Raw genomic sequence first — 26,168 nt, forward strand, 5'->3', positions numbered from 1 at the left:
TCATTATTACTATTCTATAGTGTGTAGATCATGGCTCTAGCTTCGGCCGTAATGATTTCTCCCGCCTACGGATGTCAGTTTGGGACGACACCGATAATTGGTATTACTATACAGAATTCTGATAGGAGTTACTGACCAGCATTACTGAAGGGTGTGTCTGACAAGTATTTATATACAAGCCGTTCGTTGCCGACCATACATGATTTCGTACACCATTTGGTCGGAGGCTGGAGGCGTCGGGAAGACGACGCTCTCGGTTAACTTAGCGGCGGCCCACGCACGGCGTGGCGAACGAGTGCTCGCTATCGACATGGACCCCCAAAACGGTGGGTTGACACACCATTTCGGCGGTGAAGTCTATCGAGAAGATCCCGAGGTGGACAACCTCGTTCGACACATGGTCGAACGGCCAAAGGGCGATTTCACGGATCTCGTCGTCGAAGTCGAGGAGAACATCGACCTCGTACCGGGTCACAACATGTTGGAATCGCTCGAGCGAAACCTGACGCGTGCAGCTCAATTGGAGGAGGACATGCACGACGAGAACTATCGCTGGCCGAAAGAGAAACAACTCCGACGCGTGCTTTCTGATGCGGACATTCCAGCGACGTACGACGTCCTCATTATCGATCCACCTGCGACAGTCGGACAGCACATTTACAATTCGATTTATGCGACGTCCAATCTCCTGATTCCGGCCGAGCTTTCGGCAAAAGGTGCCCAAAGTGTGGAGGGACTTAGAGACGTAGTGACGAACATCGAAGAAACTCTCGGTGATATCGAGGTTGGCGTTCTCGGTGTCGTCCCAAATAAAGTCGCGAACACGAACGTCCAGCGCGAATACCGAAAGCTGCTCAACGAGCAGGATCTCCCTATCGCCCCGGTCTCAATTCGTGAGCGTGGGTCGATGCTTGGCGACGCGTGGGACGGCCAAGTGAGTATTTTTGAACTCGCAACAAACGACGACCATCGTGATCTTCGCGACTACGAGCAAGAGACGCTCGAAAAGTTTGATCGACTGGCGGCGTTCATAAGCAAGCAGTTCGAGAGTCCGGAGGTAACAGCATGAAATCCGGTGCATCCGACCCCTTTGCGGACGACACAGCCGATGACACCACCGTGGAAAACGCAGACGGCGAAGCGCAGAATGCGGTCGAATCGGAGACGAAGGCGGAATCAGAGACAGAGTACTCCGAACAGTCTGACGAGTCAGGAACACCAAGCAGTAATACTCGGCAAATTAGCCGTGAAGACCTTCCATTCACGCTCCGCCGCGACAACGTCAAAGACGAACGCGAGAACGTCCATCAGTTATTCGTCCAAACCGAGACGGACAAGCATGCTAAGGATGCAGAGCGAGAGCTGGAATCCCTTATCGGTGAAGACGTGTACCGACTCGATGCACGTGAAGCAATCTATCTCGCAGGAATGCAGAATTTATCGGATGCGGCAACCATCCTCCGGGATTGGGGATACGACTTGTAGACGGCCACGATCCGTCAAAAGAGACGTTCTAAACGATCGGTCTCCCGTCGTCTAACCGGCTATATTCTCCATATAATTTATACAAAATATAATAATACGTTGTAATCAAACAATACCATGGATGGTATTGACAACCATAGAAGTTCAGAGCACAGTTCTCGCCACGAATCTGAAGGCAACGAACATACGATCGACCGACGAACGGCCCTTCAGCTATTCGCTGCAGTCGGTGGTTTGAGCACCGTCTCGTCAGTCGCAGGAACGGAGGACAGCTCGGGCAGTGAATCGACAAACACAAATCTGGAAACGAAACAAAATGCGGCCCCCGTGGGAACGGATGCATTACTTTCGTATATCCGCGCTAGCTATGGTACGCAACTAAGCGAATCCGAACTCGGCCAAGTTCGTGACGACATCGCCAGCGACCTTCGTGCGGCGAACTCACTCGATGCAGTCGAACTCGATTACACTGACGGCCCCGCACTAACGTTTCAGGCGTATCGGGAGGATGATTGCCGATGATTGCCGAGGAGAAGCTTTTTCAACCGATAGACGAGCTTGGAGACGGACTTCGTAACGGCGAGTATACAGCGACAGAGCTAACGAGGTCCTACCTCGACCGACTCGAACGGGTTGGGCCAGAGCTCAACGCTGTGGTCACCGTGATGCGTGAGCGTGCGCTAGAAACGGCCGCCAAACGAGATGCGGAGCTGGCTGCAGGCACGGACCGAGGACCGTTACATGGCATCCCGTACGGAGCAAAGGATTTGCTCGCGGCAAAAGGCGGACCGACAACATGGGGTGCAGAACCATACCGCAACCAAACGTTTGACTACGATGCAACGGTAGTAAACCGGCTCGAAGAAGCAGGTGCGATTCTCATTGCGAAACTCGCGATGGTGGAATTGGCCGGTGGCTTCGGATACAACCAAGCCGACGCCTCGTTTACCGGGCCGACACGAAACCCCTGGAACCCGAGTGCGTGGACGTGTGGGTCGTCAAGTGGGCCAGGGGCCGCCGTCCCAGCTGGTTTGGTCGGGTTCGCCATCGGAAGCGAAACGTGGGGGTCGATACTTTGTCCCTCATCGTTCAGCGGCGTTTCCGGCTTCCGACCGACGTACGGACGTGTCAGCCGCTATGGTGCAATGACACTATCGTACACGATGGATAAAATTGGGCCACTGTGCAGGTCTGCACGCGGATGTGAGCGGGTGTTCCGCGCTATTGCAGGATTCGACCCGAAAGACGACACGTCAGTCGAAAAACCACTCGAAATAAAATCGGAAGCGACACCGAATCCCGACATCGCAGTTCTCACAGATGCCGGAAAAGAAGAACAGGAAAGCGTTCGGGAAAATTATAACCAGTCACTCAATATCCTCAGTGAATTCGCGACGATAACCGAAATAACGCTTCCCGATCTTCCCTACAGCGAGGTTGCAGGCCTCGTTATCGACGCCGAGTCGGCAGCGGCGTTCGAGGACCTCGTCAAAAGTGGCGAAACTGATGAGCTGCGAGCACCGTCGAGTCAGATCGGTGGCTACAGTCAACAGGTCGTATTGGCGAAAGATTACCTGAAGGCTATGCGTGTTCGAACAAAAATTCAAGAACAGATTGACGACGTGCTTGCACCGTATGATGCACTCGTCACTCCGGCAAGACAGACAGTTGCAAACCCGATCAAGACGCCGCTCAGCGAGTATTTCGGCCGATACGGCGGTCCCTCGATTAGTGCTGCGGCTAACGTCGCCGGATTACCCGGCGTGACCGTTCCGAACGGGTTCGGTGCTCGTGACCTTCCGACCGGATTGGCGTTCACTGGCCGAGCGTTTTCAGACGTTCAGGTACTCGACATTGCACAGCAATATCAAGCCCAAACAGACCATATCGACTACAGTTCGTTGGAAGGGGGGCTTTCGGACTAGCACCGAAAGCTGGTACTCGTTCAGGAGAGGTGTCTAGTCACCCGGTTCGTAAGTCCGCAGCAATTGCGAGTACGTCGGTATCAGTTATTGGAGTCGTACATTCGGCACGTTCCTGGACTCTGCTTACCACGGAGGACAGTTCGTCGTCGTCAACGGCAACATCGTGGTCTTCTAACACCGCTCGGACGCTTGCGCGACCGGAATGTTTGCCCAGCACAAGACGTCGGTTGCGCCCGACTTTCTGAGGTGGGTAAGGTTCATACATTGCCTCATCCTTGAGCGTCCCATCCGTGTGAATGCCGCTTTCGTGAGCGAAGGCATTGGACCCAACGACAGCTTTGTTGGGCGGGAGTGAGATGTCTGTCGCCTGTGCTACGGTTTGTGCGAGGCCGTACAGTTCAGTCATCTCAACGGTCTCGATATCGTAAGCGTGATCGAGCGCGATAGCGACTTCCTCTAGTGCGACGTTTCCGGCCCGTTCGCCAATTCCATTGACCGTTGCATGAACCATATTTGCTCCTGCGGCGATACTTGCGAGTGCATTCGTAAGTGCCAAACCGAGGTCGTCGTGTGTGTGCGTGCTTGTTGGTCCGAGCGTCGAAAGTCGGTTTACGGTTTCTGCTGTTTGTGCCGGGTTTGAGTGACCAACCGTATCGCAGTAGCAAATACGGTCGGCACCAGCGTCCAACGCGGCACCGAATAGTCGTTCGAGAAAGTCATCGTCCGCCCGACTACCATCTTCGCCGAGTACTTCCACCCAAAGTCCGTGAGCAGTCGCATATTCGACGAGGTCGATGGTCGTTTCAATGACTTCGTTTCGTGTTGAGTCAACTTTTTGCTCGATATGTCGGTCGCTCGCAGGAACAACAAGGTTGATGCCATCAACCTCACAATCGAGCGCGTAGTCGATATCTTCTCGTATGCCTCTCGCAAAACTCGTTATTCGAGCCTCAAGGCCGAGTGACGTCACACGACGGATAGCATCGCGTTCAGCCTCGCTCGTACACGCGCTCCCAGCTTCGATTACGGAGATACCTCCTGCGTCGAGTGCTGTTGAAATCTCGGCTTTTTCTTGGGGAGACAGTGATACACCTGGCGCTTGCTCACCGTCACGAAGCGTGGTATCGAGAAACTGTACTTCTTCGCAATCAGATAGCGTGGTTAGATTCGGGGAGCCCCCGAATAAATCGGTCACCGGTCATGCTTTACCGTCAGCACCATTTTGGGGAGGGATATTAACGGGTGCGATCTGACAGACGCGTCTGTCATCCATCCGTTTCAAATGTGAGAAATTTGACGCAGTATTTTTTGGTGTGATTTCAAGTGAATTTTTTACGATCGCCACAAAACACTTAATCGGAGCGATTATGCCATATGCTGTGGCGAGGGAAGCCTCTGACACCGCTTGGATCGGGTTCATTCTGGTACTGACTTGATTGTCACCTGATCCATTTTACCCTCGTCACCTTCCACCAAATAAGCGCCTACGGTACCGATTGATACTATCAGCCGGTCGAATCACTTTCTCCCGATAATGGAAAGCTATAGGGGTTGCAGTGGTTAAATGACAACCACGAGAATGTCTGAGGAGGAGTACGATCACGCGGCAATAGAACGGCGGTGGCAGGAAGTGTGGGATGAGAGAGAGGCGTATCGGACGTCTGACAATGCAACGGACCCAACGTACGTGCTGGGGATGTTTCCCTACCCATCAGGGAAGCTTCACATGGGTCACGTTCGTAACTACACGATCACAGACGCATTTGAACGATATCGGCGAATGTGCGGCGACGACGTACTACACCCGATGGGATGGGACTCGTTCGGTCTTCCCGCTGAGAACGCGGCCAAAGAGCGCGATACCGATCCTCGCGAATGGACGCTCGATTGCATCGATACGATGCGGGGTCAGATGAAGTCGATGGGATTCGGCTACGATTGGGACCGTGAAATTACCACGTGTGAACCAGAGTACTACCGGTGGAACCAGTGGCTCTTCCAACGGTTCCACGATGAGGGTCTCGTCGAGCGGAAAGCTGCGGAAGTGAACTGGTGTCCCTCCTGTCAGACGGTGCTTGCGGACGAGCAGGTCGAGGGCGAAGACGACCACTGTTGGCGATGTGAGACCGTCGTCGAACAGCGCGAGTTGGATCAGTGGACGCTCGCCATCACCGAGTATGCCGACGAACTGCTCGAAGCGATCGACGAGTTGGATGGTTGGCCGGACAGCGTCCGTCAGATGCAACGCAACTGGATCGGGAAAAACGAAGGAACTGCCTTGGAATTCTCCGTCGAAGGCTACGGGCCGGTCGAGGCATTTACCACCCGCGTGGACACCGTCTTCGGCGCGGCATTCTTCGCACTCGCTCCGGACCATTCCATCGCCCAAGAACTGGCCAACGAGGACGACGGGATACGCCGATTCATCGAAGAAGAGGCGGACCCCGATGGTGACGAACCGAACGGTGTCGAAACCGGGCTCACCGCCACGAACCCCGCGACCGGTGAGGAACTGCCGGTGTTCGTTGCCGACTTCGTGCTGTCGGACGTCGGAACGGGCGCGCTAATGGGTGTTCCGGGCCACGACGATCGAGACCACGTGTTCGCGTCGAAGATGGGTGTCAATATCACGCCCGTCGTCGCTCCCGAATCGGACGAACCGGAGGCACCGGACGTGAGCGAATCGGCATTCACCGAGGATGGCGTGCTGGTAAACAGCGACGAATACTCGGGACTGACGAGCGCGGAGGCGCGTGAGCGACTGACAGCGGACATCGAATCCGCGACATTCCACACGCAGTATCGCCTACGCGACTGGCTCATCTCCCGGCAGCGCTACTGGGGAACGCCCATCCCGGTCATCCACTGTGACGACTGTGGACCGGTCATGGTACCCGAAGATGAGTTGCCAGTCGAACTGCCCGAGTTCGTCAACACGACGGGCAATCCGCTCGACGCTGCTGAAGAGTGGAAACACGTCGAGTGTCCGGACTGCGGTGCCGATGCGACTCGCGAGACGGATACGATGGACACGTTCATCGATTCGTCGTGGTATTATCTGCGGTATATTTCGCCGGACTTCGAAGACGCGCCGTTCGAGACGGACCGTGCCAACGACTGGATGCCGGTGGACCAGTACGTGGGCGGTATCGAACACGCCGTGATGCACCTACTGTACGCCCGATTCGTCACAAAGGCTATCTCGGATCTCGGGATGTTGGACCATCGCGAGCCGTTCACGAACCTGCTCGCACAGGGAATGGTGCAACTGGAGGGGGAAAAGATGTCGAAATCAAAGGGGAACACCGTGTCGCCCCAGCGAATCGTCGAGGAATACGGTGCCGATACGGCTCGGCTCTTCATGATGCAAGCCGCACAGCCGGAGCGCGACTTCGACTGGTCCGAAGAGGGCGTTCGCTCCACGAACCGCTTTTTGACGCGGTTGAAAGCGACCGTAGACGACTTCGATCCCGCGGCCGCCGACGGTGAAGACGATTCCGTCGCAAGGTACGTCCGGAGAGAGATCGACACGGCAGTCGCCGTCGCCACCGACGAGTACGAGGAGTTGACGTTCAACGTGGCGCTCCGGGAAGCACAGGACCTCGTCGGAACACTGCGAACGTATCAGGAGTTTACCGACGTTCACGCTCCGACGTTCGAGCGTGGACTAACGGTAGCGACCAAACTGTTGGCCCCGGTGACGCCACATATCGCCGAGGAACTATACGACGAGCTCGGTCACGATGGCCTCGTCGTCGATGCCGAGTGGCCATCGTCCGACGTTGAGATAGACGATGCAGTCGAACGTCGTCAGTTGATACAGAATACCCGCGAGGACGTACGCAACATCGTTGACGTCGCCGGTATCGAGGAACCCGAGCGCGTTGATGTCGTCGTCACACCCGAATGGAAATACCGAGCTCGAGAGATTGCCATCACAAGCGATGCGGACAACCTCATCTCCGAGCTGATGCAAGAAGGGGAAATCCGTGAACACGGTGATGTCGCCGCCTCCTACGGACAGGATTTACAGGCCGAGCGCGAGGCGCTCACCCACACGTTGACGCCGGAGTCGGAGTACGAAGTGCTCCAGCAGGCGACGTGGTTGATCGAGCAGGAGTTCGACGCGCCGGTACGGATTCTCAGCGCGGAGGAGGCCGACGACGATGTCGTTCGAAAGGCCGAGCCGGGACGGCCCGCCATCGACATCCAAGAATAGAGCGTCATTGCTACCAAGGACGACCCTATTCTCGGGGTGATGGCCGTATCGTCGTTTCGATGGCCCCGGGGGCTCGAATATCTCGAAGAGGGCTACAACGCCGAAATCACGACTACCGGCGAGCTCATCGACTCGTGGGAATCGTAACTCGAGCACAACAGCAATCGGGAACGATACTTCTGCAGACCAAGCAGAAAAACCAAAAGAAGCGGGATGAGAGGCGCAGCAGAGCCGGATTCGGACCCTCACTTCCCACTCGATGGAAAAAATGAGGCATGGCTCGAATCATTCCACCGGGATCGTGTGGCTGCCCTTCGTTCATTATAGCATAATACAGTTTATCAGTATGGCCATGTGAATACATCCGACCGTGAACGTCGGTCCACTTTTCCACCGTACGATCGTTCGGACGAGGACGAACAGTGGTGGAGATGAGATAGCCGAGAAGATGACCAGGGATAGTAGCGAGTACGCCCTCGTTGCCTCTTTTCGTCGGACTCGGCCGTGGCCGGCACCGCTACGAACTGCTATCCGACGTCTGAACATCTGTACGTCTACCGTAAACGAACAGCAACGAACGCATGAGCGTAGCGCACTTCGACGGCGGGTTTTATATTTCAGTGCTTAGACTACATTGGTTGATGACGGTTCACCCGAGTCGCGGAGCGACACAAGTAGTCAGTATCAACATAGAACCACTATCAGCCGTTTCAGGAGGGAACTAACCGATGGAGGAAGTCAGCACCGACGCCGCGCCGCCGAGTATCGGTCCGTTCTCGCAGGCGATTCTCGACGGCGACCGGATCTACGTCTCCGGTCAGGGACCGGTCGACCCGGAGACCGGCGACATCGTCGGGGAAACCATTGGCGAGCAGACGGCACGAACTCTCGAAAACATCGACGCAGTCCTTGCGGCGGCGGGGCGGTCACTCGATGACGTCGTAAAAGCGACCGTCTTCGTCCAAGATATGGCCGATTACGACGAGATTAACGATGTGTATGCGGAGTACGTCTCGTCACCGTATCCAGCTCGAAGCGCCGTCGAAGTGGCGGATTTACCCATCGATATCGGCGTCGAAATAGAGGTCGTTGCGAGCACTCGTGCGGAGGAGTAAGAGGACAATGAAAGCCGTTGCAGTTCGTCGTGATGAACCCGGACCACAGGTCGTGGACGTGCCGAAACCACAACCCACGTCGGATGAAGCATTAATACGGACGCTCAGGGTTGGCATCGACGGTACGGACCACGAGGTAATCGAAGGGAGTCATGGCGGGTATCCGGACGATTCGGACTACCAGATACTGGGTCACGAGGCGGTTGGTGTCGTCGAAGAGCCGAATGGAACCCGGTTCGCGGAGGGTGATCTCGTCGTCCCGACCGTTCGGCGACCATTGGGAGAACCGAACGAATATTTCGACCGCGGTGAACCGGATGTCGCTCCGGATGGCACGTATCTCGAACGGGGAATCGTCGGTGCACATGGCTATATGGCAGAGTACTTCACCAGCCCGGCGGAGTTTCTTGTCAGTGTTCCTGACTCCTTTGCCGACACGGGATTTCTGGTCGAACCCATCAGCAACTCCGAGAAGGCCATCGAGTTCGCTCACGCGAGTCGGTCCGCGTTCGAATGGAACCCGAAGTCCGCGCTCGTCCTCGGCAACGGGCCGCTGGGGTTACTAACGCTGGCGATGCTCACCGAACACAATACGTTCGAGCGAACGTACTGCCTCGGGCGTCGTGATCGACCCGATCGGACGATCGAAATCATCGAGCGACTCGGCGCGACGTACGTGGATTCGCGTGAAACCCCCGTCTCCGACATTCCGAACGTGTACGGGCCGATGGATTTCATCTACGAAGCAACGGGCTATGCACCACACGTCTTCGAGACGGTGAGCGCACTCGCGGCGAACGGTGTCGCCACGCTGCTCGGAATTCCGAGCGATCACGCGTTCGAAGTCGATGGCGGCCGCCTCCATCGAGAGTTAGTACTCCGGAACAAAGCACTACTCGGGAGCGTCAATTCGAACGTCCGCCATTTCGAGGCTGCAAAAACGTCGCTCGCGGAATTTCCGGACTGGTTTACGGACGAGTTGATTACCGGGGTGTACACCCCTGAAAATGCCGATCGGGCGTTCGAAACCGGCGACAACGTTATCAAAACTGTCGTCGAATTCGATACACTGTAGCGGGCTATGGTTCGGCCTGCGCCGTGATTCGTTCGACAGCGTACGTTGCTTCATCGTCAGTGAGACACATCGGATTCACCGTGAACTCGCCCGCTGGAAGGGCGTCGGCACCGACGAAAACGCGGGGCTCCTCACTGCGGAGGCCGCCGACAATGTCGGTGGCCGTGACACCTGCGGCCTCGGCATCTACCGACACGACGACCTCCGGCGCGACTGCAGTTTTGTCGTCGGCTGTAAGAGAGGTTTCGAAACCGTCAATGGTGTCCAGTTCGGCCGCGATTCGCTGCGAACGGTCGAGCCATTCGGCAGCGCGGGCATCATGATCCTCCTCGATGAAAAGCGAGAGTGCACGAATCAGCCCGACGAGCTCCTCCTTGCCAACTTTCATCGAGCGACCGATTCCCTGTCTAGGGACGCCGCCGAGCTGGGTCGGATCGACGAGTGCAGGTGCCGGTTCCCACACCTGCTCCGCGGCGTGCATGTCCAGATGCTGGGCGGCTACCGACTCGATCAAGTCCTGACGGCCGGCAAGTATCCCGGTGGTTTGCGGGCCGCGAATCGCTTTACCGCCGCTGAACGCGACGAGGTCGGCGCCCGCTTCGGTGAACGTCGAGAGGTTGCTCACCGGGGGCAGTTCGGCGGCAGCATCCACGATGACCGGAACGTCGTTGTCGTGTGCGATTTCACAGACAACGTCGAGTGGTGGTTCGGTGTAGGATTTCTCCATATACGCGACCGCCGCCGTGTCCTCGCCGATGGCGTCTTCGATTTCCCACGGTTCGACGTTGCGCGATCCGGTACCGAGATGACGGTCATTCGTTCCCACATCTACGATACGTGCGCCCACCGCTCGGAGTGCATGGTCGTAACCCGTTCGGTGCGTTCTGGGCATCACGATTTCGTCCGGCACGCCCTCCGTCTTCGGTAGCCGCGCCATCACACCGAGGTCATCAGCCGCGATGCAGGCGGCCGCGCCGAGCGCAAGCGCGCTCGACGCACCGGACGTGACGTAGCCTGCGTCCGCACCGGTTGCCTTGGCGATCAACTCGCTCGCTTTCGCCTGGAGGTCGGAGAGACGGACGAAGGCGTCCGATGCGCGAGCCATCGCCTCGACGGCCTCTGGGTGGATTCGACTGCCGCCAATTCGCGTTTTGGTTCCGGTCGCGTTGACGACGTGTGGGACGCCCAACTCCTCGTAGATAGTCTCGCGTGGCATACGCTATCCTCACACAGCTTGCACTAAATAGATTCGACTGGACAACCGTCCCACGGCTGTTATCGGTTCCTCCGGGCTTCGATACACCAACCACCACCGATACGTTCATGTCCTGCGAGTGAGCATCGATACCAAGCCACGAATATGCCCGACACCGAAAGCGGAGCAAGCTATTTCGGCGTACAGGACCCCGAACACGCGGTTGCGGACCTCGAACGATTCCGGGACGAGGGATTAGACGCCGTTCTCCACACGTTCAGCGAACGTGATCAAGCGTTCTACCGCGAAACGATGGCGGACATCGTCGCCGCAAGCCACGACCATTCGCTTACGGTCTACGTCAATCCGTGGGCGGTCGGCGGCGTCTTCGGCGGCGAGGAGTTCTCACGGTTCGTCGCCCACAACCCTAACAGTCGGCAGGTTCTCAGCACCGGGGAGCGCGTGCCAGCCGCCTGCTTTAACGCCCCGGCGTTCCGTGAATTCATGCACGAGTGGACCCGCGATGCCGCCGGACTCGGTGCGGATGTGCTCTTCTGGGACGAACCGCACTGGCATAACGTTCACTGGTACGGCGACGACCATCCACGAGATGTGTGGTGCTGTCGCTGTACCCATTGCCGCGACGGCTATCGCGAGCGATATGACGAACCGATGCCCGCCACCGAGACGGAAGCAGTCTCGACGTTTCGGGAGGAGTCGATGCTCGACTTTCTGGACGAAATGATGGCACTAACACGCGAGGAAGGCGCGGAGAACGCGGTCTGTCTTATGCCGAGTCAGTCAGCCGACCACGGACCGCGAAACTGGGAACGACTCGCCGAAAACGAGCATCTCGACGTGCTCGCCACCGATCCCTACTGGGACGCCTTCGCGGAGGACGCCGACCCGGAAGCCTACGTCTCACAGTTCGGAACGGAACTGGTCGAACTCGCCGATGAACACGGGTTGCGAAGCCAGCTCTGGATACAGGGGTTCGGATTGAAGGGGGAATCGGCGACAGACGAAGTTCGAACTGCCACACGAACCGCGCTCGACCTCGACGCCGACAGCATTTTTATGTGGGGCTACGACGGCTGTCGAACCATTTCCGAAATCGCCTGTGAAGAACCGATGGCCGTCTGGGAGGCGTATTTGGACGAGGTCAACTGATCGGTGACCACGAACGACGTGGTCGATAACATGATTCCACGCGTCAGGAGACCATCCCACGACAACAGTTCCTTCGGTACCCAATGTAGCATACAGTCGATTGTGTAAATGAACGGATCTCCGTCGTCATAGTCATCAACGGCGAGAAACGAGTCGTTCTGAACTCTCACCCCCAACTCGCCGGCAAACATGACGTTTGTTATTGTTAGAATATCATCTCAGTATCATATGATCCCATTGTCCGTCTCAGAACGGAAACAATCGTGCTTTCTCGTCGGCAGTGAGTTGCTTACCGTACTCGCTCGCTTCAAACGCCTCCGCATAGCAAACGTGCTCGCCATCGGCACCGTATCGTTCGACGAGGTCGTCGCGGTAGCGGTCCGCTACGTTCGAAAGGGCCTCGACATGCGGCAGTCCACCCTCGCGTAACCACTCGAGTCGTTCGTCGGGGTCGTCCGGAACCTCGCCGAGCGTCCCTTCGACCGATGGCAACCATTCGTACATCTGAGATTCGTGGCAATCAAGCATCTTGAACTTTCTATCGGCGGTATCGTCGATATCGATGACGACATCCGGCGAAAAGGGATACGGACGCTCGAATGTATCACTCATGTACGCAAAGACGGGATTTTCGTCGAGTGCGGGCGTTCCCGGACGAATCTTCGGCACCGCGACTAAATACGCCGCGTCCCGGACGAGCTGTGCCGTATACCGGTGGTCCGGGTGGTAATCGTTCGGACGATGAGTGAGGACGAGGTCGGGGCGAAACTGGCGGATACGTTCGATGAGCCGCCCTCGATTTTCGAGCGATGGTTGGAGTTTCCCGTCCGGAACGTCTAGCGTCTCGAACTCGGCATCAGCGACTGCTGCTGCAGCTTTTCCTTCCTCGTATCGGCGACGTATCAGCTCTCGACCTCCGAGACCGTGGTGTCCAGCTTCGCCATTTGTCATCGAAACGAAGCGTACGTCATGGCCGTTGTCGGAATATTTACACGCGATGCCGCCCGCTTTGAGGTCGCAGTCATCGGGATGAGCACCGACGACGAGAACCCGTATTGATTCCCTCGACATCGATTCATAAGAGACGATTCGATTGTATAAGCTCTCCGAACTGTTGGCTGACGAAATCGCCGCCGTACGGAATTATTTGTAGGTCGAGTTCGAGGAATACATATGTCGATTACGGACGTGTCAGCCATCCCAGTAGAGATGGGCGTCAAACCACTCGAATCGGAACTTGGCCTCGCACCCTACGTGAGCAACCACGATAGTGTCGAATCGGTTACGAGAATGCTCGTCAAAGTCAAAACGGACGAGGGTGTGACCGGTTGGGGCGAGATGCTCGTCGGAATGAAATCCGCCGCGGTGACGAAAGCGGTCATGGACGACGTGATCGCTCCCGAACTCGTGGGTCGTGAGGTCGGCGAAATACGCAATTTCGTTGAGTCGTTTTACTTCCCATACGTGAAAGTCCGACCGTTCCTCGGAGCCGTCGAAACCGCACTCTGGGACGCGTTCGGCAAGCAGGTTGGTGTTCCTGTCCACCAACTACTTGGCGGCAAGACCCGCGAAAACGTACCAATAGCGACCTGTCTCGGCATCCTCGGCCCCGAAGAGTCACGCAATTACGCCAATCGAGCGGTCGAGCATGGATTCACGACGTTGAAAACGAAAGCCGGACCGGATTGGCGCGAGGACGTCGAACGGATTCGTGCGATGCACGACGAAGTGGATGGTGAATTGGAGTTTCGACTCGATCCCAATCAAGGATGGGCGTTCGAGGACGCGGTTCGCGTCGCTACTCGGCTCGAGGAGGAAGGGATCTTGCTCCAGTATCTGGAGCAACCGGTTCGAATCGATACGTATGGAACGTATGCCTCGCTCCGAAACCGTGTCCGAACGCCGATTGCAGTCAACGAGGATACCTACTTCCCGCGAAACCTCCGCTACCTACTCCAAGCCGACGCCATCGACGTAGCCGTCGTTGATCTCGTCCCTGCTGGTGGTATCCTCCGCGTCAGAGAGCAAGTCGCGATGGCGGCAAACGCGGGTGTCTCGGTATCACACCACTGTGGGTTCGACCTCGGCGTCAAGACTGCTGCCATGCTCCACACTGTAGCGAGCACGCCTGGAATCAATCTCCCCCCGGATAGCGTCTACTACGGATGGGATGACTACATCATCGAGGAGCCGTTCGAAGTCGAAGACGGAGCCCTTTCAGTGCCCGACGAACCGGGGCTCGGGATAACGGTGGACGAGGAGAAGGTAGAACAGTATCGATGTGATTGAGATCAGTCACTTTCGGCCGCACTGCTCGGGGGAGGGGACCCTTTTTCGTCTTCGAGCGGTTCGCTCTGCCAATAACTGTGCGTGTCTTCGTGCCGGAAGCACGCCGTTCGTCGTCCGTCGCCATCGTGGTCAGTGAGTGAGGGGCAGGCCTTCGTACACGCCGTCCGCGCCTCTGGGCAGCGCGTATGGAATCGACATCCAGACGGTGGATCGACGGGGTCGGGAATATCGAGCGATCGAACCGGCGGTTCCGGGACGCTATCAGAACGATTTCGGAGATCGGAAGTCGCCCAGAGCAACACCTTCGTGTAGGGATGCTGTGGGTCGTGAATTATCTGTTCGGGGGTTCCGATTTCCACGAGTTCGCCGAGATACATGATGCCGATTCGGCCATTCGCTCGCTGTGTGAGATGCTTTGCGTTGGCGAGATCGTGTGAAATGTACAGATAGGACGTGTTGAACTGCTCTTGCAGTTCGAGCATGAGGTCCATCATCTCGGCACGAAGCGATACGTCGAGCGCACTGATGGCCTCGTCCGCGAGGATGAGGTCGGGATTCATCAACAGAGACCGAATGAGGGCAACGCGTTGCTGTTCGCCGCCGGAAAGCTGGTGTGGATATCGCTTTGCGTAATCCTTCGCTGGGGACATTCCCACGTACTCGAGCAACCCGTAGATCCGGGCACGGCGGTCGGCTTCGCTCATCTCCGGTTGCCAGCGTTTTAGTGGTTCGGCGAGACTCGATTCGACGGTGTAGTTCGAGTTCAACGAACTGCCGGGGTCCTGGTGAATCATCTGGAGCGACCGCCGTATTTCCTGGGGCGAGTACTCACCCTCTGCCTGTTTCCCGCCGAACAGCCCACCGGACTCCTTCGTCTCCCAAATGTCCTGCCCTCGGTACAACACGCGACCGTCCGTCGGACGCTGAACGCCGATAGCAGTCTTACCAAGCGTCGTCTTTCCACAGCCGGATTCGCCAACGAGGGCGACGATATCGTTCTCGTACAGGTCGAGGCTTACATCATCGACGGCGTGGACGGTTTCGGAACCAGCGAGCCCGAACAGGCGCTCTTTCTCAAAGTGAACGCTCACGTTTTGCATGGACAACAGTGGTTCACCGCGGTTGTCTGTCATCGCCGGTCACCCCCATGAGTCTCAGTAACGCTTTCCATCGAATCCGTCGATTCATCAAGCAGCAACGGAATGGTTTCACGGGCTTCCTCCCAGTGGAAACAAGCGACATCGTGGCCGGAATCCACATCCCGCAGCTGTGGGTTTTCCGACGTGCACATCCCATCCGCGAGCGGGCATCGTGGGTTGAACGAACACCCCCGTGGAAGCGTTACGGGGTCGGGACTCGATCCATCGATACCATCGACTTCCATCTCGCGGTCGGAGATGTTCGGGACAGCATTGAGCAACGCACGGGTATACGGGTGTGCTGCATGGTCGAGAACGTCGTCCGTTGGACCGAGTTCGACGAGTTCGAATGCATACATCACCGCAAGTCGGTCCGCGAGGTCGGCGACCAACGGCAGATCGTGGGTGACGAATACCATCGTCAAGTCGTATTTTTCCTGCAGGTCTTCCAACATGCTGATGATGGAGCGTTGCATGAGAAGGTCGAGTGCCGCGGTCGGTTCGTCCATCACGACGACGTTCGGGTTCAAAACGAGGCCAAGCGCGATAAGGGCGCGCTGTTTCATCCCGCCGGATAGCTCGTGGGGATGTGAGTGCAATACCTGTTCGATGGGCAGATAGAGGTCGGCGAGGAGTTCTCGGGCGAACTCCATACCGGCCGCAACATCGGCGTCGTGTGCCCGGAGTGTCTCCTCGAAGTGACTACCGATAGTCATCGTCGGATTGAACGCGCTTTGAGCGCCCTGGATGACGAACGAAATCTCGTTCCAGCGGAGTTTCGTGAGTTCCTCACGGGAAAGGGAAAGGATGTCAACCGGCGAACCCTCCGGCGGATGATAGATGATCTCGCCCTCGACTTGTCCCGGCGAAACGACGGCATCCAACATCGCAGAGGCAAGCATCGATTTTCCGGAACCGCTTTCGCCGACGACGCCGAGCACCTCGCCTGCGCGAACGTCGATGCTGACATCACGGAGGACACGAGAATCACCGCGATCCATGCTGAACGAGACGCTGGTATCCCGTATCTCCAAGATAATGTCTCCGTCCGGCGGACCCTCCGCATCTGAAGTGGGGCGGGATTCAGTCGCCATTCCTACCTCCATCGTCGCAGATCTCCTCGAATCGAACGGTTCGGGTGAATCGTTCGGGTCGGTTCGAGTGTCGATACGACGTTGCCGTGGTGGTGTCTGTAGTGGGCATGGGTTCGATCGTGGATTGTCGTTTCATTAGGTGTAATTGATGAGTCGAAGTCCGAGATGGCCGATAATCGCGTAGACGAACGCGCTTGTACCCCAGATAGCGAACATCCCGGCAAGGACGCCGTGCGTTAGCGACGGGAGAACGTGCGTCGAGAGGAGAACGGCCAACAGGCAACAGATGACGCCCATCGCCGTGATGAACGCAAGGAACGACTGCCTGATGGCAAGCAGAACGGACACCGTTCGTCCGTTCACGGCCGATAAGCGGGTGCTCATGTGTCACCACCACCGGCGGCCGTCTCGTGACGGGAGCGAAGTCGGACGTTGAACACCCTATCGAGGCCCTGCGCGAGCAGGATGAATCCAAGCGAGATGAGGATGATGAGTGCCATCGGAACGAGGAGCCAGTGAATCTGATCGGGGTTCGTCAAGTCCGCATTGCTGTAGGCCTTGTCCATCATCACGCCCCAATTGAGCGTCGAGTGGGGGAGGATACCAAGGAAGTACAGGGCGATCGACTCGAAGATGATGTTTCGCGAGCTGTTCGCGAAGTTCACCGAGATGTACGGCATCAGGTTCGAAATGATGTCCTTGCGAAGGATACGAGTCTCGGATAAGCCCATGATACGTGAAGCTTCCGTAAACGACTCCTCGCGGATACTCAGCACCTGCGAACGCACGGTTCGGGCCAACCGTGGCCAGTTGTCGATACCGAGGATGAGTCCGACGACGAGCGGCTGTTCGGGTTGGTAGATGCTCGCCAGCACGATTACCAGTGCGATACCGGGGATCGTGAGTACGACATCGGTGATCGACATCAACACGTAATCGGTTCGGCCGCCGCGATAACCCGCGACCGTCCCAATAACCGTTCCGAGACAGACCGAAAGTAATGCACCTGCTAAAATCATCTGCAGCATTGCAGGAGTCGCGTGGACGACCTGTTTCAAAATCGACTTCCCCATCACGCCCGTTCCAAGCGGATACTCCCAATTGGTGAATGGCGGGACGAATATCGGCCCTTCCATGACGCTGGCTTCTGGAATGAGGTAGACTCCAACGGTACCCATCACAACGAATCCAAGCAGGATGAGCGAGCCGAACAGTGCCCGCCAATCGTTGAGCAGAACCGCCACCGGCGCATAGATGCGGCGCTCGAACGTTCTTCGAGCCTTTTCACGCGGTGTCAGTTCGGGAACGTTCGCTGTCTGTGTGAAAATGCTCTCGTCTACCGGACCGGCGGAACCGGAGTGGCCGCTCGTCCCACCATCCGTGCGTGGGGGCGAACAGTCCGAGCCAAGATCGTTTGCGTCATCAGTAGGCTTCACGGTCACTCCCTCCTTTGACTCGGGGATCGATGACCCCATACGTCAAGTCCGCAACGAGAATCCCTAACAGTGTAATGCTGGTGAAGAAGATGAACGCACCCATGATGACCGGATAATCACGATTCAACAGTGCGTTGAACGTTACGAGTCCCATTGCGGGATAGTTGAAAATCGTCTCCAAGATGATTCCACTTCCGAAGATACTCGCGATACCCATCATGATACTTGTGTAGATGGGTAAGAGCGCGTTCCGACCAACGTAGCGAATGGCGATTCGCCCCTGACTGATGCCACGGAGCTGTGCGACCCGAATATAGCCTTCACCCATCTCACGGATACAGTTGCCGCGGAACGCTAACGCACCCCCGAATCCCGCGATAAACGACGAGAGGACGGGCAGCGCCGCATGTTTAACGACCCCGATGATGAACGGGAGGTTGAGACCTGGCGTCGTGTTCGGGTCCATCCGACCGCCACTCGGCAGCCAGCCGAGATAGAACGAGAAGACGATGAGCGAGAGGATGGCGACGATGTAGTACGGAACGGTGGTATTAGCAATGGAGAAAATCGTCATTCCGGTGTCGAATTTGCTCCCCTCGTTGTACGCCATGACCGCGCCGAACAGCAAGCTGACGGTAGTCCCGAGCGCAAGTCCGTAGATGCTGATGAAAATCGACCACGGCATCGCTTCGAACAGGATATCGAAGACAGGTCGGTTTTTGAATATTGACCGTCCAAAATCCTGGTACAGGACGATATCCCGCAGATAATGATAGTACGAAACGTACCACGGTTGATTGGGGTCGATTCCGGTGTAGGTCTCGACCATTGCGTTGATACGCGCCATCTGCTGCGGTGATGGACTCTCACCCTGCTCTAGCATCTGTTGCATCAGATGGATTTTGACCATCTCGATGGGACCGAATGGGAGCATCCGGTACAGGGCGAACGTTACTGTCAGTGCGAGGAAAAACACCAGCACTGACTGGCCGATCCGCTTCGAATAATACATCGTGCTACTGTGCTTGTGTTTCTCCCATACCAATAAAGCTATGGGAGAGATTCTCTGTAACGGTCCATTCATGAGGGCCGACAACCAGATGAGGGTATGACGCTCCTCGAACGGCTTCGAAGCTATCTCGGCGGTGGTACGGACGACACCGAAACGTACCAATGCATCAGATGTGGTGGAACATTTGACCGCAAGCACTACGAATGTCCCGACTGCGGTGTTCCACACGTTGTTACGCATACGGGTGACAGCGACGAGCGGGACGAAACGCTTAATCCCTGACACACGAGTCCATCGAACGGATGTCACACGGCCTTAGCCTCTTCGACTACGTCTGTTCGAACACCGATAAGTTTGCCCTGCTGTTCGCCTTTGAGTGTCTTGCCGGAGTCCTCTCGATAGCACTCTTTTTCTGGACGGAACCGGGCACGGCCACGCACGTCATTTCCCTTCTCAATGCCGTCGGCGCTGGAGCACTCGGAGCGGTGACGGGAGTCGTCCTTCTGAAATGCTATCGGACGTGATGGAACAGACAGTAAAATGGAAGTCGTGATCGAATCTAGTACACTCCGATTCTACTCGGGGTGTGTTTGCTTCTCGGTTACTTGGTTTTCGCGCTGACGTGCCCCTTCATCAGGAACTCCATCGAGTTCGAGAAGTGTTCCGCCTTTGTCCCCTCCGCGTTCGGGTGGTCATCGGCCTCTGCGGTGGGGAAGTTGAACTTACTCGTGTCACCCCAGAACGCTCTCGTCTCGTCGTAGAAGCCGATATGTGGAACTTGCCAATTCGTGTACCACATGAGCTTCTTGGTGAGATCTTTGACTTCCTTCGTGGACTGCGTCTGGGACATGATGTTGTTCCATTTGACCGGGTTCAACGTTTGTTTCGAACCGCCGTTCCCCTTCTGTCCAACCTTTTTCGGGAACTTCGCTCGGATGGGATGGTTCAGTTTGTTGCTCCGATCTTGCGAAAGATCGGGCATACTACGGTTTACTTTGCAGTTGCCTTTCGCCTCACTCTTATTCACAATTTCGTCGTACTTCCCGATACCTGCCACGCTGAGGGTCGAATACGCATTTGCCGGGTGTGACGTATCGGAGAACCAGTTGACCATGTCGAAGTCGTGTGTGTCCGTCCAGCGTTTCCAAAAGCCGCTGCTTGACGGGATGACAAGTTTGTTATCGAAACCAAACTCCTTGAGTTTGGGACTCATGTAGTTCCCGATGGTTTCGTAGATGTTCCACGGCGGGGTCAGATAGGTGAGCCCCTCGACTCGACTACCGTTCGGACCGACCCAGACGTTTCCATCCTTCGAGTAGCCAGCGTTTTCGAGGACCTGTTTCGCTTTTTGTGGCTTCGAATTGCGTCCGTAGGTGATGAGTTTGTTCCGGAAACCGTCGTCGACCCATTGTTTCGTCGCCTTGGATGACATTCCGGTGACGGTATCACGGGATTCGTAGTTCAGGCCCTGTGTGCTTTTGATGACTTGAACGAGTTCATCGTGATCGATGAGGTAGGCGATAGCCCGGCGAACCGGACGGCGGGCGAGATGTTCGTTGTTCCAGTTCATCGAGAGTTTGACAATGCTGGACGTACCGAACCGATTGAACACGTCCACCTTGCTGCTGGATTTTGCCTGATTTACCGTCTTGTCACCCATGTCGAGCTGGTCGGCTCTAAGCGACTGAATCGCCTTTTGCTTCTCGGAGATGAGATGCCAGTTGAACGTCTTTAGGTTCGTCCAATCGGCTCGGGGGTGATCCTCGTACTTCTCGTGAACGGCGTTAGTTGGCGAAAGTTGTGTTGGCTTCCAGAGACCACAGCCGAGTCCCTTCTCAGTCAGGTCGTTCAGCGTGATGTTCTCCTCTTCCAGTTCCTTCGTTACCTCCTTGATAGCCTCCTCGCTTCCCGCATCCTCGTACTTCTGCAGCCACGATTTGAAGTAGTCGTGTTTGACGGCGATAGAAAGGTACGAAGACTTCTGCAGGGACGGATTGGCCGGTCCCGAAAGTTTGTGTTTGAGGGTGTATTTGTCCACGATCTCCCAGCTATCGTCGGTATTCTCCGGGCCGAGATCCACGCGATAGTCACTGATGAGATACGCCGTATGAAGGTCCTGTGCAGTCACGGGTGTACCATCCCACCACGTGTAGTCCTCGTTGAGCTTTATTTCGACTTCACAGCCGTCTCCTTTGATATTGACTTCATCCGCGAGCCAATACATCGGTTTCCCATGGGCGTTGGGATACACTGGAGACTCCCACCAGATGTAATCCATCCAAAATTCCGTATTTTTGGTGCTCGTGAACGGGTTGATGTTCGCTTTGCTCGGTTGCCAGCTGACCGGCGCACGCATATGGAGTTCCGTTGTGACGGGCGTTCCATCGCCGTTCGATGTGTTGGAACTCATCGTTACGTCCGGGTCATTGGGGTTGTTCCCGCCACAACCGGCCAGACCAGCCATCGTCGCACTCCCGCCGAGCGCGAGCCATTGTCGTCGTGTCAGGCGGTTCCCCTGTGGATCACCGCTAGAACCGTGGTTGCTGTTAACCATGCTCGATTTGATATTTAAATGAGAGGGCAAAAATGTTTGGGTTAGTGATTTTACCCTCTTGGACCCAAAACAGTTTGTATTGGGGGAACAGGTGTGAGGTATGGCTTTCAGCGCAGACAGTCGACATACCGATGTCGCCATCGTCACCGGTGCGGCAAAGGGTATCGGACGTGCCGTTGCGAAACGATTTGCCGACGCGGACATGACCGTAATTGTTGCAGATGTGGACAACGAGGGCAGCGAGCGGACGGTTGCGGAGATCGAGAACGAAGGCGGCACCGCCGAGTTTGTCCCGACGGACGTCAGCAATCCAAGCGACGTCGCGACGATGGTCGAAGCGACGATGGAGCGACACGGGAGCGTCGATATTCTCGTGAACAACGCGGGCGGGTCGTTTGACGATGGAAACGTCGCCGACGTGGCGACCAACACGTGGGATAGAATCATCGATATCAACCTGAAGGGACAGTTCCTCTGTGCCCGGGAAGTACTCCCGGCGATGGTCGAATCGGGTGGCGGTTCGATGGTTCACATCTCGTCCGTTAACGCGCGACTCGGTATCGGCCTGGTTTCGTATTCCGCCGCGAAAAGCGGTATTCTCGCGCTTTCTCGGCTCGTGGCGACCCAGTACGGCAGACACGGCGTTCGCTCGAACGCGATCTGCCCGGGAAGCATCATCACTGATGCATCGAGCGAGAAGCTGACGACCGAGGGACCGGTTCGAGAGGAATGGATAAACCAGTATCCTGTCGGTCGATTCGGTCGCCCCGAAGACGTGGCCGCTGCTGCATTTTATCTGACGTCCGAAGAAGCATCGTTCGTTACCGGCACCGAGCTCGTCGTCGATGGCGGCCTCACCGCCGGACTCGACCAGCAGTTGGAGACGATGATGTACGATATCGACGAACCGCCGACGCGTCACCACGAGAGCGACCAGGGCGAATGAAACGTCGGTTCGGGGAGTGGAATTATAAGTAGCGGTGGGAGAAACAGCGGAAGGATGACCGCCGAGTTCCGCCAACTGACCGACTACGATAGCATTCGTGTCGGCATCGACTGCTGGAATCGCACCTATCCGTCCTTCGCCATCCCGGGGCGGGTAGCGGTACAGAACGTCTTTGCCCCCTTCACCGGGGTCGATGTAACGGCATGGGGTGGTTTCGAGGACAATACGCTCGTGGCGTTCGCGCTCGGAAAGCGGCTTACGACGTCGATTCCCGAATATACGGGTTCCGAACAGGGATGGATAAGTCTGTTCGCTGTGGATCCGGCAGTCGAGAATCGAACCAATGTTTCTCAAAAACTGCTCGCGACGGTCGAGCGCGACATGACGGATTTTGGCGTCTCCCGACTCCGTTTTGGCGGTGACCCCGGGCATTTCCTCCCCGGTGTCCCGACCGAGCTGGACGACCTTCGGAAGACGCTCCGTCAAAACGGGTTCGGCATCGACAGGACGTTTCACGACCTCCGAGGTACCCTCACGGAATACGAATCACCCCCACGAATCGCCGACGTTGCCGACTCGTGGCCGGAGTTGGCGCTCGAACGGGTCGGAGCGGACGCGAAACCCCTTCTCGAATTCCTGTCCGACCAGTTCCCGGGTCGCTGGAGCTACGAGGCGGAGAACTTCGTCCGTGTTCCTGGTGGGGCTTCGGAGTACTGGCTCCTCCGAAACGAGGGAGAAACGGTCGGCTTCGCCCGGACGAACACGCCGAATTCAGCGTATCGCGGTGGGAACGTCAACTGGGCGGACCGACTCGACGGAACCGTCTGCGGACTTGGCCCGCTCGGCGTTCACGAATCGTATCGCGGTCGTGGATGGGGACTCTGGTTGGTCGCGTCGCTCACCGAACGCTATCGCGACGCGGGATACGACCACATGATCATCGACTGGACCGACCTCGCCGAATACTACGGTAAGCTCGGCTTCGAACCGTGGCTCACCTACGAAACGGTCACGAAAGAACTGCGGGCGACAAAGGGGGCGGCGTGAACGAGCGCATCGTTATCGGCCTCATGTCCGGAACGTCACTGGATGGCGTCGATGCGGCCTGTTGTCGAATTCGAAGCGATGGGAACGACAGTCCAGACTACGATGTGTCCGTCGAGTCGTTCGTCACGCGTTCGTATGACCCACCACTCCGCGAGCGAATCGAAAAGGTGTGCACCGACGAGGGATCCGTCGCGGAGGTGTGTACCCTGAACGTTACGCTCGGAACGGTTTTCGCGGATGCGGCTGTTGCGGCCGCCACGGCCGCGAACATCGATATAGAGAATGTAAACGCCATCGGGTCACACGGCCAAACAGTCCGGCACGAACCGATACCGAAAGCGATGCCCGTTGGTGACGAGCGTCTCCGTTCGACGCTCCAAATTGGGGACGGGAGTCTTATCGCCGAACGAACCGGTATTACGACGATTTCCGACTTCCGCACCGCCGACATTGCAGTCGGCGGACATGGTGCCCCCCTTGTACCGTTCGCCGACCTCGCCCTACTTGCCGACGATGAGTCGTTCCAGATCGCTCAGAACATCGGTGGAATCGCAAACTGTACAGCGTTGCCACCCGAAGCGAGTCGAGAGAACGTCACAGCATTCGACACGGGTCCCGGCAATATGGTTATTGATGGCGTCGTCCAACGGTTGACCGACGGCGAACGGACGTACGATCGAGATGGAGAAATCGCTCGGAACGGAACGGTCAGCGACGCGATTCTCAAAACTGCGATGGACAAGCACTACTTCCATACTGCGCCTCCGAAATCGACCGGGAGGGAAGAGTTTGGTCGTGCGTACGTTCGAGAGTTCATCGACATCTGTCGCGAGCAAAATCTTCCCGACGAAGATATCGTCGCGACAGCGACCGCGCTGACGGCCCGATCGATCGCTGCTGCGTACCGCAAATTCCTCCCGCAGATGCCGGACGAAGTCGTCGTCTCCGGCGGTGGAGCGTTCAATTCTACGCTCATCGAGATGCTCGACGCGGAGGTGAACGGTCCGGTAACAACGATCGATGAATATGGCATCGGTGCCGACGCGAAGGAAGCCGTCGCGTTCGCCCTACTCGCCACAGCAGCACTCGATGGGGTTCCAAATAATGTTCCCAGCGCGACCGGTGCCGCCCGCCCGGTCGTCATGGGAAAGCGTTGTCCACCGACCTGAGCGACCCACACGTTTTCGAACGGTCGATATCTCACCGTAGCCCGGTCTCAACGGTAGGTTGTTTTCGACTCCGTAAAAGCCATATACAGTGATGTATCGACAAGCAGTGCTCCGCCATTCAGGGTTCGTCTTCATTCGTCAGCCGTTCAGAAGGTTTCGAACGAACCGAATCAAACGTTCATTCATCGTTAAATTAGGAAAAATGCGAACTGTAACGAGGGATGGCATACGACCCATCAAACAGACCATTACATCCATAGTATCGTAATGGATATCGAATGTCGTCGAGTCCACCATTCTGCAGAGAGAAGTGGTAATACTTGCGTTTAGAGCATGGTTTCTACTCTATCGAAACGGTGAGTCCCGATTATGAAAGTCCCATACACAACGAATTTTGGAAATTAACGTGTCTCGTGGCTTCTCCCGGTCGTTTCTGCTGAGCCGAAATTGATTACAAGACAGATGAAGGGTGAGAAACAGTTCCAGAAATTCGAACCGAGCGGCACTCTAATGGGAAAATGTGGACGAGAAGAAGCTACGAATCCGCTGTGACACCCGGGAGGTCGGGGAGGACTGTGAGTGACGTTACCTCGTAGGTCGGATCTTCGGGAAGATCGTATTCCGTTCGATGCGACCGGCGAACGAACACCGAATCGAGACCAGCGGCGTGGGCAGCACGAACGTCACATGCACTATCCCCGACGTACAATCCGTCCGTTACGTCGAGGTCCGCCATTGCGCGTTCGAGATAGTACGTGTCCGGCTTCGTTCGTTCGAATCCTTCGACCGTCGGTTTGCGGCCGTATACCGTCTCGAAAAGGTGAGCAAACTCGAAATATTCGAGCATGTATTCGACGGTTGCGTGTTGGTTGCTGCTGATAACACCCATTGCGTGGTGTTCAGCGAGGTCAAAAAGAACCGAACAATCGTCGTATGGTACTCGCTCGCCACAATCCATCATTCCACATTGAAGGCTCGACGTGTTTGCTTCGCGCTCCGGCCAAAACCTGGTGAAGTCGACGCCGAGATTATCACACACGCGACGCATATCCTCGATCGTCGCACCCGCGATAAACGCGTCTACGTCGGCAGTCGATGGAGAAATGCCAAACGCATCGAACGTCTCCTCGACAGCCTGCCGATAGGCGGTCGGATGCTCCGGATGGAAGTCGAGAAGGACGCCATCGACATCGAACAACAGCGAATCATACGTCATTGTGTTGTTTATTCCGTGTGAAGTCACAAATAGATTGTTCTCCCATGTTCGACAGGCAGAGTAGTTAAGACGGTTCGCAACC

The 26,168-nt window shown here is 56.6% G+C and carries 23 protein-coding genes and 1 pseudogene; 14 read left to right on the forward strand and 10 right to left on the reverse strand.

Features of this window, described 5'->3' with window-relative positions:
- Nucleotides 1–199: 199 nt before the first annotated feature.
- The 4 genes from OOF89_RS17375 (at nt 200) to OOF89_RS17390 (ending at nt 3,410) form a co-directional block, all read left to right on the forward strand.
- Complete coding sequence (locus OOF89_RS17375; RefSeq protein WP_266081369.1) at nt 200–1,069, forward strand: ParA family protein; 870 nt, start codon at nt 200–202, stop codon at nt 1,067–1,069.
- Nucleotides 1,066–1,485, forward strand: coding sequence for a hypothetical protein (locus OOF89_RS17380; protein ID WP_266081370.1), 420 nt, complete (start codon nt 1,066–1,068; stop codon nt 1,483–1,485). The genes OOF89_RS17375 and OOF89_RS17380 overlap by 4 nt, the downstream gene beginning before the upstream one ends.
- A gap of 117 nt (nt 1,486–1,602) precedes the next feature.
- A complete protein-coding gene (locus tag OOF89_RS17385) occupies nt 1,603–2,007 on the forward strand; it encodes a hypothetical protein (RefSeq protein WP_266081372.1) in 405 nt (134 codons plus the stop codon).
- Nucleotides 2,004–3,410: an amidase gene (locus OOF89_RS17390; RefSeq protein ID WP_266081374.1), complete on the forward strand. Its 1,407-nt coding sequence runs from the start codon at nt 2,004–2,006 to the stop codon at nt 3,408–3,410. The genes OOF89_RS17385 and OOF89_RS17390 overlap by 4 nt, the downstream gene beginning before the upstream one ends.
- A gap of 46 nt (nt 3,411–3,456) precedes the next feature.
- Here the strand turns inward: OOF89_RS17390 and OOF89_RS17395 are convergent.
- A pseudogene (locus OOF89_RS17395) lies at nt 3,457–4,605 on the reverse strand (homocitrate synthase/isopropylmalate synthase family protein); the annotation flags it as partial.
- A gap of 384 nt (nt 4,606–4,989) precedes the next feature.
- Here OOF89_RS17395 and leuS point away from each other — a divergent pair.
- From leuS to OOF89_RS17410, 3 genes are all read left to right on the forward strand, one after another.
- A complete protein-coding gene (leuS, locus tag OOF89_RS17400) occupies nt 4,990–7,629 on the forward strand; it encodes a leucine--tRNA ligase (protein ID WP_266081785.1) in 2,640 nt (879 codons plus the stop codon).
- 728 nt (nt 7,630–8,357) lie between these two features.
- Nucleotides 8,358–8,744: a Rid family detoxifying hydrolase gene (locus OOF89_RS17405; RefSeq protein ID WP_266081376.1), complete on the forward strand. Its 387-nt coding sequence runs from the start codon at nt 8,358–8,360 to the stop codon at nt 8,742–8,744.
- Between the two features lie 7 nt (nt 8,745–8,751).
- Complete coding sequence (locus OOF89_RS17410; RefSeq protein ID WP_266081378.1) at nt 8,752–9,819, forward strand: glucose 1-dehydrogenase; 1,068 nt, start codon at nt 8,752–8,754, stop codon at nt 9,817–9,819.
- Between the two features lie 4 nt (nt 9,820–9,823).
- On the opposite strand, the gene OOF89_RS17415 is transcribed toward OOF89_RS17410, so the two are convergent.
- The gene (locus tag OOF89_RS17415) at nt 9,824–11,035 is read right to left on the reverse strand and encodes an aminotransferase class V-fold PLP-dependent enzyme (RefSeq protein ID WP_266081380.1); all 1,212 of its coding nucleotides are present in this window, start codon (nt 11,033–11,035) and stop codon (nt 9,824–9,826) included.
- Between the two features lie 144 nt (nt 11,036–11,179).
- Here OOF89_RS17415 and OOF89_RS17420 point away from each other — a divergent pair, with 144 nt between their 5' ends.
- A complete protein-coding gene (locus OOF89_RS17420; RefSeq protein ID WP_266081381.1) occupies nt 11,180–12,184 on the forward strand; it encodes a hypothetical protein in 1,005 nt (334 codons plus the stop codon).
- A gap of 246 nt (nt 12,185–12,430) precedes the next feature.
- Here OOF89_RS17420 and OOF89_RS17425 read toward each other — a convergent pair whose 3' ends face one another.
- Nucleotides 12,431–13,255, reverse strand: a complete 825-nt coding sequence (locus tag OOF89_RS17425; protein ID WP_266081383.1) for a PIG-L deacetylase family protein — start codon at nt 13,253–13,255, stop codon at nt 12,431–12,433.
- A gap of 102 nt (nt 13,256–13,357) precedes the next feature.
- On the opposite strand from OOF89_RS17425, the gene OOF89_RS17430 reads away from it, so the two are divergent.
- Complete coding sequence (locus OOF89_RS17430; RefSeq protein WP_266081385.1) at nt 13,358–14,473, forward strand: mandelate racemase/muconate lactonizing enzyme family protein; 1,116 nt, start codon at nt 13,358–13,360, stop codon at nt 14,471–14,473.
- Between the two features lie 2 nt (nt 14,474–14,475).
- On the opposite strand, the gene OOF89_RS17435 is transcribed toward OOF89_RS17430, so the two are convergent.
- From OOF89_RS17435 to OOF89_RS17455, 5 genes are all read right to left on the reverse strand, one after another.
- On the reverse strand, nt 14,476–15,606 hold the full coding sequence (locus tag OOF89_RS17435) for an ABC transporter ATP-binding protein (RefSeq protein WP_266081387.1): 1,131 nt from the start codon (nt 15,604–15,606) through the stop codon (nt 14,476–14,478).
- Nucleotides 15,603–16,706, reverse strand: coding sequence for an ABC transporter ATP-binding protein (locus OOF89_RS17440; RefSeq protein WP_266081389.1), 1,104 nt, complete (start codon nt 16,704–16,706; stop codon nt 15,603–15,605). Before OOF89_RS17440 ends, OOF89_RS17435 begins: the two co-directional genes overlap by 4 nt.
- Nucleotides 16,707–16,841: 135 nt before the next feature.
- Nucleotides 16,842–17,090, reverse strand: a complete 249-nt coding sequence (locus OOF89_RS17445; RefSeq protein WP_266081390.1) for a hypothetical protein — start codon at nt 17,088–17,090, stop codon at nt 16,842–16,844.
- Nucleotides 17,087–18,142, reverse strand: a complete 1,056-nt coding sequence (locus OOF89_RS17450) for an ABC transporter permease (RefSeq protein WP_266081392.1) — start codon at nt 18,140–18,142, stop codon at nt 17,087–17,089. The genes OOF89_RS17445 and OOF89_RS17450 overlap by 4 nt, the downstream gene beginning before the upstream one ends.
- Nucleotides 18,129–19,154 carry an ABC transporter permease gene (locus OOF89_RS17455; RefSeq protein ID WP_266081394.1) on the reverse strand — a complete coding sequence of 342 codons (1,026 nt, stop codon included), beginning with the start codon at nt 19,152–19,154 and terminating at the stop codon, nt 18,129–18,131. Before OOF89_RS17455 ends, OOF89_RS17450 begins: the two co-directional genes overlap by 14 nt.
- Nucleotides 19,155–19,250: 96 nt before the next feature.
- Between OOF89_RS17455 and OOF89_RS17460 the strand changes: the two genes are divergently transcribed.
- Both OOF89_RS17460 and OOF89_RS17465 read left to right on the forward strand, forming a co-directional pair.
- The gene (locus OOF89_RS17460; protein ID WP_266081396.1) at nt 19,251–19,436 is read left to right on the forward strand and encodes a hypothetical protein; all 186 of its coding nucleotides are present in this window, start codon (nt 19,251–19,253) and stop codon (nt 19,434–19,436) included.
- Nucleotides 19,437–19,456: 20 nt separating this feature from the next.
- Nucleotides 19,457–19,678 (forward strand): hypothetical protein, encoded by a 222-nt coding sequence (locus tag OOF89_RS17465; RefSeq protein ID WP_266081398.1) that lies wholly within the window; start codon nt 19,457–19,459, stop codon nt 19,676–19,678.
- A 77-nt stretch (nt 19,679–19,755) separates the two neighbouring features.
- Here the strand turns inward: OOF89_RS17465 and OOF89_RS17470 are convergent, their stop codons facing one another.
- Nucleotides 19,756–21,708: an ABC transporter substrate-binding protein gene (locus tag OOF89_RS17470; RefSeq protein ID WP_266081400.1), complete on the reverse strand. Its 1,953-nt coding sequence runs from the start codon at nt 21,706–21,708 to the stop codon at nt 19,756–19,758.
- Nucleotides 21,709–21,808: 100 nt separating this feature from the next.
- On the opposite strand from OOF89_RS17470, the gene OOF89_RS17475 reads away from it, so the two are divergent.
- From OOF89_RS17475 to OOF89_RS17485, 3 genes are read left to right on the forward strand one after another with little or no spacing between them, the layout of a single operon-like run.
- Nucleotides 21,809–22,654: an SDR family NAD(P)-dependent oxidoreductase gene (locus OOF89_RS17475; protein WP_266081402.1), complete on the forward strand. Its 846-nt coding sequence runs from the start codon at nt 21,809–21,811 to the stop codon at nt 22,652–22,654.
- 54 nt (nt 22,655–22,708) lie between these two features.
- The gene (locus OOF89_RS17480; RefSeq protein ID WP_266081404.1) at nt 22,709–23,701 is read left to right on the forward strand and encodes a GNAT family N-acetyltransferase; all 993 of its coding nucleotides are present in this window, start codon (nt 22,709–22,711) and stop codon (nt 23,699–23,701) included.
- Nucleotides 23,644–24,870: an anhydro-N-acetylmuramic acid kinase gene (locus tag OOF89_RS17485; RefSeq protein ID WP_266081406.1), complete on the forward strand. Its 1,227-nt coding sequence runs from the start codon at nt 23,644–23,646 to the stop codon at nt 24,868–24,870. Before OOF89_RS17480 ends, OOF89_RS17485 begins: the two co-directional genes overlap by 58 nt.
- Nucleotides 24,871–25,405: 535 nt before the next feature.
- On the opposite strand, the gene OOF89_RS17490 is transcribed toward OOF89_RS17485, so the two are convergent.
- Nucleotides 25,406–26,086: an HAD family hydrolase gene (locus tag OOF89_RS17490; RefSeq protein ID WP_266081408.1), complete on the reverse strand. Its 681-nt coding sequence runs from the start codon at nt 26,084–26,086 to the stop codon at nt 25,406–25,408.
- Nucleotides 26,087–26,168 lie beyond the last annotated feature (82 nt).

It is taken from the genome of Haladaptatus caseinilyticus (assembly GCF_026248685.1).
In the GTDB taxonomy this organism is placed as follows: Archaea; Halobacteriota; Halobacteria; order Halobacteriales; family Haladaptataceae; genus Haladaptatus; species Haladaptatus caseinilyticus.

Coding starts and splice junctions, on each gene's coding strand:
- OOF89_RS17375 (WP_266081369.1), top strand. CDS start 200: ATGATTTCGTACACCATTTGGTCGGAGGCTGGAGGCGTCGGGAAGACG.
- OOF89_RS17380 (WP_266081370.1), top strand. CDS start 1,066: ATGAAATCCGGTGCATCCGACCCCTTTGCGGACGACACAGCCGATGAC.
- OOF89_RS17385 (WP_266081372.1), top strand. CDS start 1,603: ATGGATGGTATTGACAACCATAGAAGTTCAGAGCACAGTTCTCGCCAC.
- OOF89_RS17390 (WP_266081374.1), top strand. CDS start 2,004: ATGATTGCCGAGGAGAAGCTTTTTCAACCGATAGACGAGCTTGGAGAC.
- leuS (WP_266081785.1), top strand. CDS start 4,990: ATGTCTGAGGAGGAGTACGATCACGCGGCAATAGAACGGCGGTGGCAG.
- OOF89_RS17405 (WP_266081376.1), top strand. CDS start 8,358: ATGGAGGAAGTCAGCACCGACGCCGCGCCGCCGAGTATCGGTCCGTTC.
- OOF89_RS17410 (WP_266081378.1), top strand. CDS start 8,752: ATGAAAGCCGTTGCAGTTCGTCGTGATGAACCCGGACCACAGGTCGTG.
- OOF89_RS17415 (WP_266081380.1), bottom strand. CDS start 11,035: ATGCCACGCGAGACTATCTACGAGGAGTTGGGCGTCCCACACGTCGTC.
- OOF89_RS17420 (WP_266081381.1), top strand. CDS start 11,180: ATGCCCGACACCGAAAGCGGAGCAAGCTATTTCGGCGTACAGGACCCC.
- OOF89_RS17425 (WP_266081383.1), bottom strand. CDS start 13,255: ATGTCGAGGGAATCAATACGGGTTCTCGTCGTCGGTGCTCATCCCGAT.
- OOF89_RS17430 (WP_266081385.1), top strand. CDS start 13,358: ATGTCGATTACGGACGTGTCAGCCATCCCAGTAGAGATGGGCGTCAAA.
- OOF89_RS17435 (WP_266081387.1), bottom strand. CDS start 15,606: ATGACAGACAACCGCGGTGAACCACTGTTGTCCATGCAAAACGTGAGC.
- OOF89_RS17440 (WP_266081389.1), bottom strand. CDS start 16,706: ATGGCGACTGAATCCCGCCCCACTTCAGATGCGGAGGGTCCGCCGGAC.
- OOF89_RS17445 (WP_266081390.1), bottom strand. CDS start 17,090: ATGAGCACCCGCTTATCGGCCGTGAACGGACGAACGGTGTCCGTTCTG.
- OOF89_RS17455 (WP_266081394.1), bottom strand. CDS start 19,154: ATGTATTATTCGAAGCGGATCGGCCAGTCAGTGCTGGTGTTTTTCCTC.
- OOF89_RS17460 (WP_266081396.1), top strand. CDS start 19,251: ATGACGCTCCTCGAACGGCTTCGAAGCTATCTCGGCGGTGGTACGGAC.
- OOF89_RS17465 (WP_266081398.1), top strand. CDS start 19,457: ATGTCACACGGCCTTAGCCTCTTCGACTACGTCTGTTCGAACACCGAT.
- OOF89_RS17470 (WP_266081400.1), bottom strand. CDS start 21,708: ATGGTTAACAGCAACCACGGTTCTAGCGGTGATCCACAGGGGAACCGC.
- OOF89_RS17475 (WP_266081402.1), top strand. CDS start 21,809: ATGGCTTTCAGCGCAGACAGTCGACATACCGATGTCGCCATCGTCACC.
- OOF89_RS17480 (WP_266081404.1), top strand. CDS start 22,709: ATGACCGCCGAGTTCCGCCAACTGACCGACTACGATAGCATTCGTGTC.
- OOF89_RS17490 (WP_266081408.1), bottom strand. CDS start 26,086: ATGACGTATGATTCGCTGTTGTTCGATGTCGATGGCGTCCTTCTCGAC.